The sequence below is a fragment of the Clostridia bacterium genome, from assembly GCA_028698525.1.
In the GTDB taxonomy this organism is placed as follows: Bacteria; Bacillota; Clostridia; order JAQVDB01; family JAQVDB01; genus JAQVDB01.
Genome location: JAQVDB010000004.1, coordinates 22,768 through 39,440 on the forward strand (window position 1 = coordinate 22,768; position 16,673 = coordinate 39,440).

The 16,673-nt window shown below is 35.2% G+C and carries 20 protein-coding genes; 8 read left to right on the forward strand and 12 right to left on the reverse strand.

Translation table 11 applies throughout. The features are described from left to right. Nucleotides 1–6: 6 nt before the first annotated feature. Complete coding sequence (locus PHP06_01000) at nt 7–858, reverse strand: MBL fold metallo-hydrolase (protein MDD3839137.1); 852 nt, start codon at nt 856–858, stop codon at nt 7–9. A 276-nt stretch (nt 859–1,134) separates the two neighbouring features. On the opposite strand from PHP06_01000, the gene PHP06_01005 reads away from it, so the two are divergent. Genes PHP06_01005 through PHP06_01015 form a run of 3 tightly spaced genes read left to right on the forward strand, consistent with a single transcriptional unit; the run spans nt 1,135 to nt 4,275 of the window. Then, nucleotides 1,135–1,395, forward strand: a complete 261-nt coding sequence (locus PHP06_01005; protein MDD3839138.1) for a (2Fe-2S) ferredoxin domain-containing protein — start codon at nt 1,135–1,137, stop codon at nt 1,393–1,395. After that, on the forward strand, nt 1,382–3,100 hold the full coding sequence (locus PHP06_01010; protein MDD3839139.1) for a [Fe-Fe] hydrogenase large subunit C-terminal domain-containing protein: 1,719 nt from the start codon (nt 1,382–1,384) through the stop codon (nt 3,098–3,100). The genes PHP06_01005 and PHP06_01010 overlap by 14 nt, the downstream gene beginning before the upstream one ends. A gap of 2 nt (nt 3,101–3,102) precedes the next feature. Continuing rightward, complete coding sequence (locus PHP06_01015) at nt 3,103–4,275, forward strand: SpoIIE family protein phosphatase (GenBank protein MDD3839140.1); 1,173 nt, start codon at nt 3,103–3,105, stop codon at nt 4,273–4,275. An 8-nt stretch (nt 4,276–4,283) separates the two neighbouring features. Here PHP06_01015 and PHP06_01020 read toward each other — a convergent pair whose 3' ends face one another. The 5 genes from PHP06_01020 to PHP06_01040 all read right to left on the reverse strand — a co-directional run bounded on the left by PHP06_01020 (nt 4,284) and on the right by PHP06_01040 (nt 8,832). Next, on the reverse strand, nt 4,284–6,383 hold the full coding sequence (locus PHP06_01020; GenBank protein MDD3839141.1) for a heavy metal translocating P-type ATPase: 2,100 nt from the start codon (nt 6,381–6,383) through the stop codon (nt 4,284–4,286). A 20-nt stretch (nt 6,384–6,403) separates the two neighbouring features. Beyond that, nucleotides 6,404–6,766: a metalloregulator ArsR/SmtB family transcription factor gene (locus PHP06_01025; GenBank protein ID MDD3839142.1), complete on the reverse strand. Its 363-nt coding sequence runs from the start codon at nt 6,764–6,766 to the stop codon at nt 6,404–6,406. Between the two features lie 147 nt (nt 6,767–6,913). Continuing rightward, the gene (zupT, locus tag PHP06_01030; protein ID MDD3839143.1) at nt 6,914–7,717 is read right to left on the reverse strand and encodes a zinc transporter ZupT; all 804 of its coding nucleotides are present in this window, start codon (nt 7,715–7,717) and stop codon (nt 6,914–6,916) included. A 65-nt stretch (nt 7,718–7,782) separates the two neighbouring features. Next, a complete protein-coding gene (locus PHP06_01035; GenBank protein MDD3839144.1) occupies nt 7,783–8,079 on the reverse strand; it encodes an AzlD domain-containing protein in 297 nt (98 codons plus the stop codon). A 3-nt stretch (nt 8,080–8,082) separates the two neighbouring features. Further along, nucleotides 8,083–8,832: an AzlC family ABC transporter permease gene (locus PHP06_01040; GenBank protein ID MDD3839145.1), complete on the reverse strand. Its 750-nt coding sequence runs from the start codon at nt 8,830–8,832 to the stop codon at nt 8,083–8,085. Between the two features lie 104 nt (nt 8,833–8,936). Between PHP06_01040 and PHP06_01045 the strand changes: the two genes are divergently transcribed. Further along, complete coding sequence (locus tag PHP06_01045) at nt 8,937–9,488, forward strand: XRE family transcriptional regulator (protein ID MDD3839146.1); 552 nt, start codon at nt 8,937–8,939, stop codon at nt 9,486–9,488. Here the strand turns inward: PHP06_01045 and PHP06_01050 are convergent. Next, nucleotides 9,479–10,204 carry a 4Fe-4S dicluster domain-containing protein gene (locus tag PHP06_01050; protein MDD3839147.1) on the reverse strand — a complete coding sequence of 242 codons (726 nt, stop codon included), beginning with the start codon at nt 10,202–10,204 and terminating at the stop codon, nt 9,479–9,481. The two genes, PHP06_01045 and PHP06_01050, sit on opposite strands and share 10 nt — an antisense overlap. A 172-nt stretch (nt 10,205–10,376) precedes the next feature. Here PHP06_01050 and PHP06_01055 point away from each other — a divergent pair, with 172 nt between their 5' ends. Further along, the gene (locus tag PHP06_01055) at nt 10,377–10,877 is read left to right on the forward strand and encodes a GNAT family N-acetyltransferase (protein MDD3839148.1); all 501 of its coding nucleotides are present in this window, start codon (nt 10,377–10,379) and stop codon (nt 10,875–10,877) included. A gap of 232 nt (nt 10,878–11,109) precedes the next feature. Here the strand turns inward: PHP06_01055 and PHP06_01060 are convergent, their stop codons facing one another. After that, the gene (locus PHP06_01060) at nt 11,110–11,373 is read right to left on the reverse strand and encodes a late competence development ComFB family protein (GenBank protein MDD3839149.1); all 264 of its coding nucleotides are present in this window, start codon (nt 11,371–11,373) and stop codon (nt 11,110–11,112) included. Between the two features lie 184 nt (nt 11,374–11,557). Between PHP06_01060 and PHP06_01065 the strand changes: the two genes are divergently transcribed. Further along, nucleotides 11,558–12,166, forward strand: coding sequence for a manganese efflux pump (locus PHP06_01065; protein MDD3839150.1), 609 nt, complete (start codon nt 11,558–11,560; stop codon nt 12,164–12,166). Here PHP06_01065 and PHP06_01070 read toward each other — a convergent pair whose 3' ends face one another. The 3 genes from PHP06_01070 to PHP06_01080 all read right to left on the reverse strand — a co-directional run bounded on the left by PHP06_01070 (nt 12,167) and on the right by PHP06_01080 (nt 14,285). Beyond that, entirely contained in the window at nt 12,167–13,114 is a 948-nt protein-coding gene (locus tag PHP06_01070) for a sodium:calcium antiporter (protein MDD3839151.1), read from the reverse strand. A gap of 127 nt (nt 13,115–13,241) precedes the next feature. Further along, complete coding sequence (locus tag PHP06_01075) at nt 13,242–13,577, reverse strand: P-II family nitrogen regulator (GenBank protein ID MDD3839152.1); 336 nt, start codon at nt 13,575–13,577, stop codon at nt 13,242–13,244. A gap of 12 nt (nt 13,578–13,589) precedes the next feature. Further along, entirely contained in the window at nt 13,590–14,285 is a 696-nt protein-coding gene (locus PHP06_01080) for a DUF1538 domain-containing protein (protein ID MDD3839153.1), read from the reverse strand. 229 nt (nt 14,286–14,514) lie between these two features. Here PHP06_01080 and PHP06_01085 point away from each other — a divergent pair, with 229 nt between their 5' ends. After that, nucleotides 14,515–15,141, forward strand: coding sequence for an ABC transporter ATP-binding protein (locus PHP06_01085; GenBank protein MDD3839154.1), 627 nt, complete (start codon nt 14,515–14,517; stop codon nt 15,139–15,141). Nucleotides 15,142–15,155: 14 nt separating this feature from the next. Continuing rightward, nucleotides 15,156–15,965 carry an iron export ABC transporter permease subunit FetB gene (gene fetB / locus PHP06_01090; GenBank protein ID MDD3839155.1) on the forward strand — a complete coding sequence of 270 codons (810 nt, stop codon included), beginning with the start codon at nt 15,156–15,158 and terminating at the stop codon, nt 15,963–15,965. 7 nt (nt 15,966–15,972) lie between these two features. Here fetB and PHP06_01095 read toward each other — a convergent pair whose 3' ends face one another. Further along, a complete protein-coding gene (locus PHP06_01095; GenBank protein MDD3839156.1) occupies nt 15,973–16,593 on the reverse strand; it encodes an HD domain-containing protein in 621 nt (206 codons plus the stop codon). Nucleotides 16,594–16,673 lie beyond the last annotated feature (80 nt).

Sequence of the window (16,673 nt, forward strand, 5' to 3'; positions counted from 1 at the left end):
TTTAAATCATGGACTAAAATATAATTGTTGACCATCTCCTGCCACTATTATATCTCCTAGTTCATCTGTCCTATATATATCACAGCCAATATCTTTCAAAGATTCTATAGTTTCTTGATGAGGATGACCATATTTGTTATCTGCTCCCAAACATATAACAGCATACTTGGGGGATATCTGACTTAAAAACTCCGGTGTGCTGGAACTTGAGCTACCATGATGTCCCACCTTTAAAACATCTGCTTCTAGGTCATAACCCCTATCCAACAGCTCTCTCTCCACCTGGTTTTCAGCATCACCCATAAATAAAAATCTATTATCCTCATAGGTCACCTTTATGACGGCGGAATAATTGTTCAAATCATCATATGATTCGCTTACCGGCGAGAGCATCTCCACTCTGACCGAATCATCCAAATCAAAAGCAATTCCCGCTTTAGCGGATTTTATCTTTACACCCCTGCTTTTTGCCGCTTTAAGCACATCTTCAAAGGTCTTTGTGTTATGCGCCACCTTGGGCATATAGAAACTTTCTATTTCAAAGTCATGTATCACATCATCCAGCCCTCCTATGTGGTCGCTGTGAGGATGTGTTCCCACAAGGCAATTAATCTTATCAATACCTAGATTTTTTAGATAATCTACTACTTGCTCTCCCTTATTGTTGTCTCCTGCGTCTATCAGCATAGTTTTTCCTGCTTTAGTCTGTATCAATATAGAATCCCCTTGCCCAACATCTATAAAATGCACTAATATATCTCCATCTATATCCCTTTGCACAGTAGAATATGAACATGCAGATAAGACTAAAATTATTGCTGTTATAATTACTATATACTTTACTTTGTTTGTATTCATCCTTATTTTTCCCTCTCCCATAATTTCCTATATTTTTAAAATATCCCGATAGTGTATCCGCAATCTATCGCACTACGGGCATCATATATCCCCTGAACACAGCCTAATTTTGTTTAACTGATACAGTGTAACCAAGAACTTGTCTGCAAGGATAATACCATAAAACACCCCTTCTGGGCAAACAATTTTTTTATTATTAATCTTGATTGACTGGCAATTTAAGAAGTGTTATACTTTATTTAGTGTTAAAATTTTAACAATGTTGGAGGATATACTATGCTGGATATATATATTTGTGTAGGCAGTTCATGTCATTTGAAAGGCTCTTATGAAGTAATAAAAATTTTCCAACATCTTATAAAGGATAATGGCCTGGAACAAGCTGTCAGTTTAAATGCATCATTTTGTCTTGGGAATTGCACAGAGGGTGTAGCAGCAATAATAGCAGGAGAAAATGTTAATAATTTAACAGCAAGCAATGCAAAAGAAATATTTAATGAAAAAGTGCTTGGGAGGATTAAATATGAGCGTGATTAATTATAAAAAGGCAAACTGTGTAAATTGTTATAGGTGTATCAGAGAATGTCCTGTCAAAGCTATACGGATGAAAGATGAACAAGCAGAAATTATTGAGGACGCTTGTATCTCTTGTGGAATATGTCTCAAATCCTGCCCACAAAATGCCAAGAGCATAAGAAACGACGTAGGAATAGTTAAAGAATTGATAGAAAATAAACAAGATATTTATGTAAGCTTGGCGCCTTCTTTTATGGCGGCTTTTGATGTGGATCACCCTGGTAAAATAATATCGGGTCTGAATGCACTGGGACTAAAAAAAGTACAGGAAACCTCTTTGGGAGCTCTGTTGGTTTCTAAAGAATATAAAAGATTGTTTGATAAAAACGACCAAAGTTGTTTTATAACCACAGCATGCCCTACAGTAAATTCACTTGTACAGCAATATTATCCTGATGTAGTAGATTGCCTGGCACCTGTTGTTTCTCCCATGCTTGCCCATGCAAAACTCCTCAAGCAAAAATACGGACAAAATATAAGGGTTGTTTTTATAGGCCCCTGTGTGGCGAAAAAACAAGAAGTAAAGGAATTTCAAAATGACCAGTTGGTGGACGCAGTCCTTACCTTTAAGGAGTTGCAAGAATGGTTTGATCAGGAAAACATCAGTTTGAATGATCTTCCTGAAAAAGATTTTCTGAATGATGATACAGGCAATGCAAAATTTTATCCTGTGCCAGGTGGTGTAATTAAAACTGTTTTTAACTCAGAAAAATCCTTTGACTTTAATGTACTTTCAATAAGCGGTATAGAAGAGTGCATGGAGGTTTTTGAGCTGATCGAAAAAGGTGAATTGAACAACATGTTTATTGAAGCAAACGCATGTGCTGGAGGCTGTCTCAATGGTCCTGCCCTCCCTGCAAACACAGCCCGTTATCACAAAGTCAGAAAAAAGTTATTGGGTTATGCTTATGCTGATGGGCAATTATCCGATTTTACGGATTTAGATTTAGAAAACTTAAACCTGAAAAAAATATTTTTTGCAAAACCGAACAATTATAAAGTTCCTAGCGAGGATGAGATAAAGGAAATACTTGCTATGATAGGTAAAGTAAATCCGACTGATGAATTGAATTGTGGAGCCTGCGGATACAACACATGCAGAGAAAAGGCTATAGCAGTTTATCAAGGTAAGGCTGAATTATATATGTGTATGCCATATATGCGGGAACGGGCGGAATCCATATCCAATATAATTATTCGTTCTACTCCCAACGGCATAATCGCAGTAGATCAAAATATGCAGGTTCAAGAATTTAACTGTACAGCTGAACAGATGTTTAATGTGCAGAGACAGTATATAGTAGGTAAAAATATTATAGAAATTATTGACGATACCTTTTTTAGAGAAACCCTCGATACAGGCAAAAATATTTTCAACAAAAAAGTAACATATCCCGAATATGATATAACTACTTCCCAGTCTTATATCTATATAAAGGAACACAATATTGTAATAGCTCTGATCAAAGATATTACTAGAGAAGAAAAACAACAACAGCACATATATAAATTAAGGGAAGAAACTATAGATATGGCACAAAGAGTGATCGATAACCAGATGATAGTTGCCCAGCAAATAGCCAGTTTGCTGGGGGAGACCACTGCAGAAACCAAGGTTACACTCACGAAACTTAAAGACTCTGTATTAAAAAAAGAAGGTGAATAAAGTTGGAACTGTATGTAGAAGTAGATAATGAATCCTTAAATAAATATAACGAAGAATTATGTGGTGATACTGTATCCATCCAAAGAAATAAAGATTCTGTAATAATAGTGCTTGCTGATGGACTGGGAAGCGGGGTAAAAGCAAATATTTTATCCACCCTTACAAGTACAATAATATCTACAATGTTAAGAGATGGGAGTACCCTAGAAGATGCAGTTGATACTATAACCCACACACTTCCGGTCTGCAAGGTACGAAAGCTTGCATATTCAACTTTCACAATACTACAGATATTCAATGATGCTTCCGCATATCTGGTTGAATTTGATAGTCCACCTTTATTTTTTATAAGAGATGGGAAATCCCACTCTATAGAAAGAAATACTAGAATACTAAATGGAAAAACCATTAAGGAGGCTCATTTTAATGTACAAGCAGATGATTGTTTTGTCATGGTAAGCGATGGGGTGATTCATGCAGGTGTAGGAGGAATACTCAACTTGGGATGGCAATGGAGGAATGTGGAAAACTATCTTGAAAAGATATGCAAAAAGGGAAAAAATGCCATAAGTATATCCAAATTATTGATAACTGCCTGTAACGGTCTATATATGGATAAACCGGGAGATGATACAACAGCAGTCACTGTAAAGCTAAGAGAGCCATGTCATGTTGTGATGTTGACAGGACCACCACAAAACCCTGAAATGGATAAATTAGTGGTTGATGAATTCATAAACCATAAAGGTAAAAAAATAGCATGTGGAGGCACCACTGCTAATATGATAGCTAGAGAAACAGGAAGAAAGATGGTATTAAATTTAGACTATCCTGACAAAAATATTCCTCCTACTGCTCATATCCAAGGTATAGACTTGGTTACCGAAGGAATTATTACACTGACAAAAACGGTAGAAAAAATCAAAAGATGTGCTTTGAAAAAAGAAAGCTATAAAGGACTGCTATCTTTAAATCAGGATGATGGAGCCTCACAGCTTTCTTCGATTTTATTGGAAGATTGTACCCATTTAAAAATACTTGTAGGTAAAGCAGTTAATCCGGCTCATCAAAACCCCAATCTGCCCATAAATTTCAGTGTTAAACTCAAGTTGATAGAAGAACTGGTAAAATATCTAAAATCCATGGGCAAAATTGTAGAAGTGGAATATTACTAATTATATATCTAACTTTTTAATATTCTCAAAGAATTGAGCACCGCTATCAATGATACCCCAACATCTGCAAACACCGCTTCCCACATTTGAGCCATCCCTGCCGCACCTAATATTAAAACGATAACTTTAACGCCCAATGCGAATACGATGTTTTGCAACACAATCTTTTTGGTCTTCTTAGAGATGTTGATAGCACTTATTATTTTGGATGGCTCATCGTTCATTATTACTATATCCGCAGCCTCTATTGCAGCATCCGAACCTAAAGCCCCCATCGCAATGCCTATATCCGCCCTTGCCAGCACAGGTGCATCGTTGAGCCCATCCCCTACAAAGGCAATTTTCCCTTTTGTGTTCTTATCCTCAAAAATCTCCTCTATTTTTTCAACTTTTTGGTGAGGAAGCATTTCAGCATATACCTCATCAATTCCCAATTCAACTGCAACCTTTTTTCCTATGGATTCAGAATCCCCGGTAAGCATAACCGTTCTGTTTATGCCTGTTGATTTTATTTCCCTTATAGCAGCCCTAGAATCATCCTTTATTTCATCGGAAATAACTATATATCCCATATATCTATTATCCACCGAGATGTACACAACAGTACCTAAAGCTGATACAATCTCATAGGATATGCGCTCTTTCTCCATCATCTTCTTATTTCCTGCCACTATCACGTGCTCTTTCGTAATAACCTTAACTCCGTAACCATCCATCTCTTGAAAGCTCTTGATGATAGATTTGTCTATCTGCTGCCCATATTCTTTTAAAATAGACGATGCTATGGGGTGATTAGAATAACTTTCAGCAATAGCTGCATATCTCAATATTTCCCCACTACTCACTCCTTCTACAGGAACAATTCTGACTACATCAAATACTCCTTTTGTCAGCGTACCCGTTTTGTCAAAAACTATAGTATCAATCTTATTCAGGGCCTCCAGATAGTTCCCGCCCTTTACTAACACTCCTTCTTTAGATGCAGCACCTATCCCTCCGAAGAATCCCAAAGGTATTGACAACACTAATGCACAGGGGCATGAAATCACCAGAAAAATTAATGCCCTATATATCCAGTCTGAAAAAACCGCATCCCTTATCACGAGGGGAGGAATGACTGCTAAAAATAAAGCTGTAATTACAACAACAGGAGTATAGAATCGCGCAAATCTGGTAATAAAATCTTCTGTAGGTGCCTTGTTGGATGACGCTTTTTCTACCAGATTTAATACCTTGCTGGCAGTGGATTCTTCAAATTCTTTAGTCACTCTAACCGTGAGCAAACCATTTTTATTGATAAATCCACTTAGCACCTGGCCACCAACTCCTACCTTTCTAGGAACTGATTCCCCGGTAAGTGCTGATGTGTCTACCATTGAGCTGCCTTGTTCTATTATGCCGTCTAAAGGAATTTTTTCTCCGGGCTTTACAAGAATCAAATCGTCCACCTTTGCTAGTTCAGGTGACACCTTTTTAATTCCACCATCTATTTTAAGATTTGCATAATCCGGTCTTATATTCATTAGCTCCTTTATAGATCTTCTGGATCGGTCTACCGCTTTATCCTGCAATAATTCACCCGTTCTATAAAAGAGCATTACTGCCGCCCCTTCAGGAAACTGTCCCACTGCAAAAGCACCTATTGTTGCTATGCCCATAAGAAAATTCTCATCAAATATCTTGCCCCTTACTATGTTGGTAGTTGCATTTTTTAATACTTTCCATCCTGCCAACATATAACTTGTAAAAAATAATAAAAATTTTATAATATCATCAACTTTTAATATCAGTCCTGCTACAAAAATCACACTACTTGCTAAAAAAAGCAACATTTCTCTCTTTATATCTTGCCGTTCCTGTTCTGCTTCATTTTGTGAATATAATATTTTAACATCCGGTTCTATATCCTTTACTACGCCAATTACTTTATCAAACACCTCATCCAATGGTTGTTTTTCTTGGGCTTCTATATACAACTTGTTTGTCATCATGTTGACTGATGCATGTTTGACCCCATCTATTTTATTTATCTCACATTCTATCTTAGCTGCACAATTAACACAGGTCAATCCGTCTATTACAGCCTCTCTAGTCTTTATCGACCCCAATACATTATCCCCCTTCTAATCTATTTTTCTTTTATATGATTTAAGCCTTGGTCAAAAATATGTTTTATATGATCATCATCCAAAGAATAATAAACTACCTTGCCTTCCCTTCTATATTTTACAAGCCTAGCCTGCTTTAATATGCGAAGCTGATGGGATACCGCCGACTGACTCACTCCAAGCAACGCTGCCATATCACAAACACACATTTCAGCTTGGAACAAGGCATATAAAATTTTGATCCTGGTTGTATCACCGAATACCTTAAAAAAATCTGCCATATCATATAATATTTCCTCATCCGGCATAGCTTTCTTTACTTGATTTACCACATCCTGATGGATTACATTGATGCTACATCTTTCAATTTCCAAAGAGAATATCCCCCTTTTTGTATTGTATGTTCATTTGATCATCTGTTCACATGTTAATTCGTATTTTACCCTTTTTTAAAAGAATAGTCAAGTGGATAAATATATCCTTTATATTTTTATTTATTAATATTGCTCATAGGTATATCTACTGCTGTATCAAGTGAATAGCAAAAGGCTTATGGCCATAAATGCCATTCCGCCTATCAAACCATAGATGGATAAATGATGTTCTCCATACTTTTCCGACGCAGGAAGCAGTTCATCAAAAGAAATAAACACCATTATCCCGGCAACTATTCCGAATATTATTCCAAAAACAACATCATTAAAAAATCTATATAAAAACAGATAAGCTACTAAGGCTCCAAGAGGTTCAGACAATCCGGACAGAAAAGAAAGCACAAACGCTTTTTTTCTATCACCTGTAGCATAATATAAGGGAATTGCAACTGCTATTCCCTCGGGAACATTGTGTATTGCAATGGCTGCCGCTATGGGAAGTCCTAGATTTACATCCTTGACAGAAGCTGCAAAAGTGGCAATGCCTTCCGGAAAGTTATGTACAGTTATAGCAATGGCTGACATAATGCCCATTCTCATCAGTTCTCCGTCACTCTGGATTTCATCCATATCTTCTACACTTTTCATAGAATGAGGGTTCTCAAAAGATGGAACTAATTTATCTATTATGGCTATCAATAATATGCCACAAAAAAAAGATATGACTGTCAACCATGAGCCTTTTACTGATCCTAATTCCTGTATAAGGGATTCCCTTGCACTAAAAAATATCTCCACAAAAGATACATAAATCATTACGCCGGCTGAAAAACCCAATGCTATGGATAAAAATTTGGTATTAGTCCTTTTAGTAAAAAACGCCAGTATACTTCCTATCCCTGTAGCCAATCCTGCAATAATAGTCAATCCAAATGCGATTAACACAGAACTAGTATCCATTGCATAATCCTCCATTTCTATTAGAAATGATGATCTTACAATATTTTAAGCTTAATATTCCTTATCTATACAATATTGCATATGAATACACCTAATATAGCTGCAAACACCACAACAGTAATATTCATTCGCAAAAAAGCACATGTTATAGCTATTATTACCCCTACTAATGCCGAAATAACATTATTTGTAGAATATAACACCTGCGGGAATATAAGTGCACTTAATATAGCAAATGGAACCAGCCTTAAAAATCTATTCCAAAAGGGAGGTAATTTTTTATTCCTCAAAACAGTTAAAGGGATTAGTCTGGGTATGTAAGTCACCAAAGCCATCAAAAGTATTATTATAAAATATTGCATATATCACACCTCTTCCGTGAAAATTGCCGCACCTAGCAGGGCCGATATTACGGTAGAAATTATTATCTTCCATCCCATGGATACACCCAAAAACATGGGCATCCAATACAATGCAGAATTAATGACCAGGGAAATAATTGATACAAACCAGACAGGCTTGGAATCTTTTAATGAAGGTACAAGCAGCGCTATATACATGGCATATAAAGCAATACCTAAACTATCCTTTAATATCACCGGAAGGGCATCACCTAAAAAAATCCCTACACATGTACCAAAATTCCATGAGATAAACGCAGCAAAGTTCAATCCCAGCATAAACCAAGGATTTATATTGCCCTGTTCCAGTGATGCAATAGCAAAGGTTTCATCCGTTACTCCGAAAGCTAACAGACTTAGCATCCTTTTTGAGACATCCCGATCAAACCTTTGGGATAAGGCGGAAGACATGAGAAAGTGTCTGAAATTTACAATAAAAGTAGTCATCACTATTTCTAACAAATGGGCTCCCATAGAAATCAAATTTACCGCTATAAACTGACTGGAACCGGCAAAAACAAATAACGACATGAGAACTGCCACTATATTAGGTAACCCAGAAGATTGTACAATAAGACTAAAAGTGGCGGCGATGGGAATAAATCCTATAGCTATAGGTATACCTGCCCTGAATCCTCGACTTATATGATGAAATTTTTCTCTATTGATTATAGAATTAAAAGAATTCACTTTCTTTATTAGACTGATCTTCATTATCCTGCCTATCCTCCTGTTTAGAAAAATGTTATAATAAATATAGTTTGATATATTGTACCATATGTACACTATATTGCACAGTCTTTTTTAGGAGGCTTGATATGCAAGATTTGAACAAAACTATAGCTGAAAATCTTTTAACTTTGAGAAAACAAAAGGGGCTAAGTCTTTCAGGACTTTCTGAAGCCACAGGAGTGAGCAAGAGCATGCTGGGACAAATTGAAAGGGCAGAATCCAACCCTACTGTTACTACTTTATGGAAAATAGCAAAAGGGCTAAATATTTCCTTCTCCTCTTTAGTTGAACATGAAAAAAAACCTTTCAAGGTAGTAAGACAAAAAAATATCATCCCCATAATCGGAGATGAACAAGAATATAAAGTTTATACTATATTTCCATTCGATGAACAAAGAAAAATAGAAGTATTCGATGTTCATTTTTCCCCAGGCTGCATACTCAAATCTGAATCCCATATAAATGAAGTATTTGAATATGTACTGGTATACAAAGGCAGTTTAGAAATAACAATAGAAGATAAATCCATCAAACTTCAAACCAATGATGCAATTAAATTTTATGCTGATAAATCCCATATATATAAAAATATATCAAAAGGCACTACAAAAATGCACAATATTATTTTTTACGGCTGAATACTGCCATCTACTCCTATAACAATTTCACTATAGGGCACTATCAACTCAGCATCTAGCATAGCTCTTTTTACTGCTGCAACTATACCGTTGCAGCAAGGTACTGTCATCCTCACAACGGTAATGCTCTTTATCCTATGCTTTTTTAATATATCAGCTATCTTCTGTTGGTAATAGTTGTTATCATCTAATTTAGGACAACCTATCAATGTTATCCTTCCCTTTATAAAATCCTTGTGAAAATTTCCATATGCATATGCAGTACAGTCTGCAGCTATCAATATATCAGCATCATCAAAATATGCGGCATCGGTATTCACCAAGTTCAACTGCACAGGCCATTGATTTAATTCAGATGCAACATCGGCTTTATCGGAAGATACGCTAGTTGTCCCCTGTTGCCCTGTCTTCTTTTTTATAGTTTTTGTCATACTGCCCGGACATGTTCCTTGACAGAACGATTCGGATTTTCGCTTTTTTTGTTCCAATCTCTTTTTGACTGCTTGTTCATCATAAGGTTTGCTTTCCCTCTCCACTATTCGTATCGCCCCTGTGGGACATTCGGGTAAACAATCACCCAGCCCGTCACAATATTCTTCCGATACTAATTTAGCCTTGCCATCCACCATCTCAATAGCCCCTTCATGACATGCTTGAGCACAAAGACCGCATCCGTTGCACTTTTCCTCATCTATATGGATAATTTTCCTCTTCATTCAAATTTCACCCCCATCATTTATAGTTGACTTCATTATAACAAAATTATTTCTAATACTCAGTAACAATTGTTACAGGATAATACGTATATCTTATTAAAAAATTATATTGTACTTTATGATATAATAATGATTTGATTATCACCTATCAGATATTTTGGAGGAGGAAGATATGGAAAACTTTAAAGAAATCTGGGATATATATCAATATTCATTCCCTAAAGATGAACGCCGAACACTGGATTTGCAAAAAAACATATTACAAAACCCGATGTATAATCTAAAATCTATCTACTCACATAACGATTTGATAGGCTTTATCGCTATGTGGGACCTCCCTAACTTTTTGTTTTTTGAACACTTTGCAATAAAAAAAGAATGCAGAGGAAAAGGATATGGGACCAAAGTATTAAAAGATTTGCTAGAATCTGTTTCCAAAAATATAATACTTGAGGTTGAAAGACCCACCGATAACATATCTAAAAAAAGGATTTCATTCTATCAAAGATTAGGTTTCTGTTTAAATGATTACGCTTATTTTCAACCTGCATACACCCAGGATAAACAGGCTGTGCCTCTGCTATTGATGTCTTATCCCTCTGGGCTGAAGGATAGTGAATTCAATATGGTGAAAAAAACACTGTATCAAACGGTATATAAAACCCAATTTTAAAAAATCTTATATAAAGTTATTTTATTTATCGAAATTTGAAAAAATTTGTTACATCTTTGTGAAAAAGGGCACAAGATAAACAAGAAACACAAACAAATTAGCATAATCTGTTTGTGTTTTAATTATATTTAAGAGAGCTAATTGATTAAATCATATTAAATTAGGTTAGCTGCTTTTTCAGTTTGTTTTATACGAATAAAGAATCTGTGATTGATATACTATTGCAGATTCTTTATTCGTGTTTAGGATTCTGGGATACTATTTTGATTGCTTTTACCAGTTCTTTTAATACATTCGCTCTAAACTGTAGTTCCAGCTCATTGACTTTAGAATATACGCTACCTTTATCAGTAACTATATACATAGGCTTTAAATTATTTAAAGTAATAGCTTTTATATCCTCTATGCATTTATCACATCTACATATATCTTCATGCTGATATAGTACTTCAGGTAGCAACCTATCCACAACATGTTCCATATAATTCTTTAACATACTATAAACTCCCTCCTATTAGATTACACCTGTTCCTTCATTATATATTATACCAGAATATATAATAAAGGATGCTTGCTCCCTTGTGAAATACAATTTATTTAAAATATACTGCTCTATATTTTAACCGATACAACCCTCACTTCATATATTTATATCAACGCACTAAAAGGAGGGAAATCCCGTGACCACAACATTATTGTTAGCTTTGTCAATAACCTTGGATAGTCTATGGGTAGGAATAAGCTATGGTATGAAAAAAATAAAGCTTACATTGATATCAGTAATAATTATGATAAGTATTTCAGGGGCAACCCTTTCCGCCACTTGGATGGCAGGACAAATAATTCTACAATATATCCCTGTCAATATGGCTAAAACCTTTGGATCTATAATGTTGATTTTAACAGGATGTATATTTATAATTCAAGCATTATTGGATAATGAAAAACAAGGTAACAAGATGAAAAAGACTGATTTTTTATCAAAGATTTTAAATATATTCATCCATCCTTCTTCAGGGGATCTGGATAATTCAGGTATAATAGAGGCCAATGAAGCACTGCTTTTAGCAATTGCACTTTCAGTAGATGCATTCTCAATAGGGTTTACCCTTGCTGCATATGGAATCAATCTATTTCTGTTTTTATTGTTAACATCTTCAGTGAATATAATTATGCTCAAAGGAGGAGAAAATTTAGGCAAAAAAATAAGTGCTTTAATTCCGGAAAAGGCATCCAAATTTATCTCCGGAATCACTATAATAATGATGGGAATTATAAAGCTGATATAATTACCATATACAAAAGAGCATGATTATATATGCAAAATAACCTGTTAGCAATAAAGCCGACTGTATTCTGTTTATCCTCTTTGTAAATATAGTAGGTACCACAAGAATAAAATTTAAAGCAAAGGCAACCGGGATATCTAAATAATAGGTTTGAGCCGGTACTGATAATGCCCTAAAACAACCGGATAGACCTATCACCATGGTGACATTCAATATGTTTGCACCTAAAATATTGCCTATCCCTATAGACACATGCCCCTTTGTAAGAGAAGAAATAGCGGTTATAAGTTCAGGCAGCGAAGTACCAAACGATATCAAAGTAAGGCTTATGACGGCTTCAGGCACTCCCCATTCTTTCGCAATTACGACCCCATATTTCAATAATAAGTTGCTGCCCAATAATATTAAAACTGCTCCAAATATAAATTGGATTAAAAAAGTTAAGTAACACCTCTTAATGAATATAGAAGGCGCTACGCTTGTTTTGTGGGATTTTTTATATCCTGCTATCATTAAATTGAATATCATATATATGAACAACAATAAAATCAGTATGGAAACCGAAAGGGGTCCTATCACTTTATTCTTTGATAGAAACCAGATTACAACCATATAGAACAATAAAAGTAATCCCTTAAAGTAAAAAATCCTCGTGTTGATTCTGGTCGGCTTTATTAAGCAATACAATCCCAATATCAGACCGGTATTACATATAATTGAGCCAATAGCATTTCCTATAGCCATTGACGGCTGATTGTTGATAGAAGAGAGTATAGATACTGTTGTTTCAGGGATGGTGGTAGCTAAACTGACAATTGTTGCCCCGATAAATACTTCAGGCAATCCGGTAGTCTGTGCCACCCATGTAGCAGCATCTACAAATAGGTCTCCCCCCTTTATAATAAATACCAATCCTGCCAAAAACAATATATATGGTACAGCATCCATAATCTCCAGTCCTTCCTTTATCTTTCCAATCTAATTAAATGTTTTAGTCTATTTAACTTATATTTTAATTTATAAAATTTTATTCCTTTATTCATTTAGGATTAGAAATATAGGATGCTATACCTTTTTAAAAATCAAATATCTTTTTGTTCTCTTTGATATGGTAAAGACCAAATAAATTATCAATATCTATTGTAAAAATTATGCCTGCTCCAGGCTTATCCAATCTCCCCGCTTTTATTATGGCATCAACTATTGATTTAAGTTTTTCCTCCTCCGTTAATATGAGTATTATCTCTTTTGAAGACTCTATATGTAAATCAAAAAATTTCTTGAATTCTTTATGCCCAGTCCCTCTTCCATACATTATTGTGGCTCCATCAGCTCCTGCCTTTTTTGCTTTTTGAACAATAAAATCTGCCTTTCCACGTTCTACTATTACAAAAATTGCTTTTACATCCATACAAAATCCCTCCTATCTCATAAATATCCCAAGTGAAAGTACTGTCAAAACAGTTCCCATGGAAGTAAGTCCTATAATGCCAAACCCATTCAGCAGCGGATCTACCTCCCCTAGTATCTTTGCCAGCCCCATGGCAAGAGCCATGTTTATAGGAATATTTACAGGACCTGTGGTAGCACTGGCTGAATCAAACGCTATTCCTACAAATTCATCCGGCGCAAAATATGTGAGTATTAAAGTTATGACTAAAAGAGGAATTAAAATTTTCTTGGTAGGTATATTGTTCAATATTTTAGCAATACCTATGGATAATCCAATACCAAATCCTACAGCAACTGTGTTGATAAGCACTTTTTCAGGGATAGCACCTATCGATATCTCTTCTACTTCCAACGCAAGCGCTTTTAACGCAGGTTCAACAAGTGTAGATGCATATCCCAGCATAAAAGCAAAGACAACGATCAAATATTTTCTTTCCAGTTGGATAAGACCTCTTCCTACTCCTTCTCCCAATGGAATGAGAGCTGTTGTTACTCCTTTTAAAAATAAATGGAGGCCCAAAATACTGAATATACAACCTAAAATGAATACTTTTATATCACTTATTTCCTTTCTCATCACTACAGTCTGCAGAGTTATAAGCACTACTATTATTGGAACGACATTTCTAGCAGTTTCCCATAAATCCTTTATAAATCTAATTAACATACAGCTTCTCCTCCTTAATATACGTCGCTAATATTGACATATATTGATTATGTCAATATACTCAATCATTGTCAACTAAATCAATTGCCTATAAAAATCACTGTTTATATGATTGACAATAGCTAGTATTGGTGGGAAAATATTATCTAAACGCTGTACTAGAATTTTTTATTTGGATTGATAGATGATCAAATTTATAAATAAAAGTAATTTGAAAGGGGAAAACTCTTTGTTTAGATTAGAAAATGTTAAATACAAAGAAATTTTAGACATCAAGCAGTTGACAATCCCTTCCAACAAAATAACATGCATAGTAGGCAAAAGCGGAAGCGGGAAAACCACTCTTTTAAAGCTGCTCAATAAAATGATAAGTTATACAGAAGGGGAAATATACTATAAAAATCGTCCTATCAGCAAAATAAATTCCGTAGAATTAAGACGCCAAATAGTTATGCTTCCACAAAACCCTATTATTTTTCCAGGCACAATTAAAGATAATTTGATGATAGGATTAAAATTCTCTGAAAAACCACTGGTGGATGATTCTCAACTGTTTTATGCCTTAAAAACAGTTGAGTTGGACAAACCTTTAGATGAAGATGCAGACAAATTATCAGGAGGGGAAAGTCAAAGGCTAGCACTTGGAAGAATCATATTGATGAAACCTGATGTGGTTTTGTTAGATGAGCCCTCGTCAGCACTGGATCAAAATACAGAACATATGGTTATAGGCAACATGATCGATTTTATAAAGAGAAATAATAAAACTCTGGTGATGGTCACACATTCAAACGATATATCACAAGCTTACGCAGATATCACTATTCCCATTGAAAAAGGAAAAATTTCAGAGTAAAGGAGAACTTGCTAATGGATAATGTTATCGACCTTTCGTTTTGGCAAATGATGGCCGCGTATATATTTTTAATATTATTGATAATTATAGTAAAGTTAAGACATATACCTAGGGAAAAAGAAATCCTGATTTCATCGGTTAGAATGACTTTACAATTGATCATGACAGGTTATATACTTACATACTTTTTCCAAAATAGCCATCCCATATACACCCTCTTATTACTAACTGTAATGGAAACATTCGCAGTATATAACATATTCAAAAGAGTAAAATTGAATCTGTCTATAAAGATAAAAAAAATAATTGCCCTATCCATGGTCTCAGGAACACTCATCAGCCTTATATACTTTATTTTGGTTGTAATCAACCTGCTCCCTTGGTATGAGCCTAGGTACTTTATCCCAATAGCCGGGATGTTGATTGGAAATTCCATGACAGGAATATCCTTAGGAGTAAACAAACTGATAGATGGGATGGTAAATCAAAAAGATATGATAGAATCAGCACTCATGCTGGGTGCAACCCCAAAAACAGCTTCCAAACACATAATAAATAATTCATTCGATTCTGCCATTTTACCCACCATCAATTCAATGGTGGGCATGGGAATAGTATTCTTACCGGGAATGATGACAGGCCAAATTCTATCAGGGATATCTCCGCTAATCGCAATAAAATACCAGATAGCCATTATGCTCACCATACTAGGCAGCGTATCCCTCACAGTGATTATATTTTTAAATATGAGCTATAAGATATTCTTCAATGAGCATGATCAACTTGACCTTGACAGTTATTTAGAGAACGCTAAACCAAAATAAAGGATATCTACCTTTTCAGATATCCTTTATCGATAAATTCTTCTATTCTTGAATTTACATATTCCCAGAGCACAGGTGCATTTTGCTCCAAGACCCCTACTCTTTTCAAAAGCTTTCGACTGTTCACCCCGGGTTTTTGCCAAGTATGTCCTTCTGTTCTGGAATTCAATATAAATGGCTGGAATCTATCCATACAAGCTGCAAAACGTGCTTCAGGGGTCTTCATCTCTTCAAATTCTCTCCAAAGCTTCCATAACTCATCGGCTTGGTCTTCAGGCAATATATTAAATATCCTTTGTGCTGCTTTATTTTCTCTTTCAGCTTTGTCCTGATTTCCTTTCTCGTCATAACAAAATGTATCCCCTGCATCTATTTCTACTAAATCATGTACCAATACCATTTTTATAACCTTTAAAATATCTACATCCTGATCTATGAAATATTCCTTAAGCAGGACAACCATAACCGCCATATGCCATGAATGCTCCGCATCATTTTCTCTCTCCAGACTGTTGATTTTAACATTCTGTCTGTATATCTCTTTTAATTTATCGATTTCCGCTATAAACTCTATTTGTCTTAAAAATCTAGAAAATTCCACCACAAACACCTCCCAGCACGGAGACATTATAACATATATAGCATCATCAGACAATGAACCGATCCTGATCGGAGATTGAACAGACATAAAAAAGCTGAGAGGATATC

What these genes read in the sequence shown, in the direction of transcription:
- PHP06_01080 (MDD3839153.1), bottom strand. Translation starts at nt 14,285, where the DNA reads ATGTTAATTAGATTTATAAAGGATTTATGGGAAACTGCTAGAAATGTC.
- zupT (MDD3839143.1), bottom strand. Translation starts at nt 7,717, where the DNA reads ATGGATACTAGTTCTGTGTTAATCGCATTTGGATTGACTATTATTGCA.
- PHP06_01095 (MDD3839156.1), bottom strand. Translation starts at nt 16,593, where the DNA reads ATGTCTCCGTGCTGGGAGGTGTTTGTGGTGGAATTTTCTAGATTTTTA.
- PHP06_01005 (MDD3839138.1), top strand. Translation starts at nt 1,135, where the DNA reads ATGCTGGATATATATATTTGTGTAGGCAGTTCATGTCATTTGAAAGGC.
- PHP06_01035 (MDD3839144.1), bottom strand. Translation starts at nt 8,079, where the DNA reads ATGCAATATTTTATAATAATACTTTTGATGGCTTTGGTGACTTACATA.
- PHP06_01000 (MDD3839137.1), bottom strand. Translation starts at nt 858, where the DNA reads ATGAATACAAACAAAGTAAAGTATATAGTAATTATAACAGCAATAATT.
- PHP06_01070 (MDD3839151.1), bottom strand. Translation starts at nt 13,114, where the DNA reads ATGGATGCTGTACCATATATATTGTTTTTGGCAGGATTGGTATTTATT.
- PHP06_01040 (MDD3839145.1), bottom strand. Translation starts at nt 8,832, where the DNA reads ATGAAGATCAGTCTAATAAAGAAAGTGAATTCTTTTAATTCTATAATC.
- fetB (MDD3839155.1), top strand. Translation starts at nt 15,156, where the DNA reads ATGGATAATGTTATCGACCTTTCGTTTTGGCAAATGATGGCCGCGTAT.
- PHP06_01045 (MDD3839146.1), top strand. Translation starts at nt 8,937, where the DNA reads ATGCAAGATTTGAACAAAACTATAGCTGAAAATCTTTTAACTTTGAGA.
- PHP06_01010 (MDD3839139.1), top strand. Translation starts at nt 1,382, where the DNA reads ATGAGCGTGATTAATTATAAAAAGGCAAACTGTGTAAATTGTTATAGG.
- PHP06_01050 (MDD3839147.1), bottom strand. Translation starts at nt 10,204, where the DNA reads ATGAAGAGGAAAATTATCCATATAGATGAGGAAAAGTGCAACGGATGC.
- PHP06_01060 (MDD3839149.1), bottom strand. Translation starts at nt 11,373, where the DNA reads ATGTTAAAGAATTATATGGAACATGTTGTGGATAGGTTGCTACCTGAA.
- PHP06_01075 (MDD3839152.1), bottom strand. Translation starts at nt 13,577, where the DNA reads ATGGATGTAAAAGCAATTTTTGTAATAGTAGAACGTGGAAAGGCAGAT.
- PHP06_01055 (MDD3839148.1), top strand. Translation starts at nt 10,377, where the DNA reads ATGGAAAACTTTAAAGAAATCTGGGATATATATCAATATTCATTCCCT.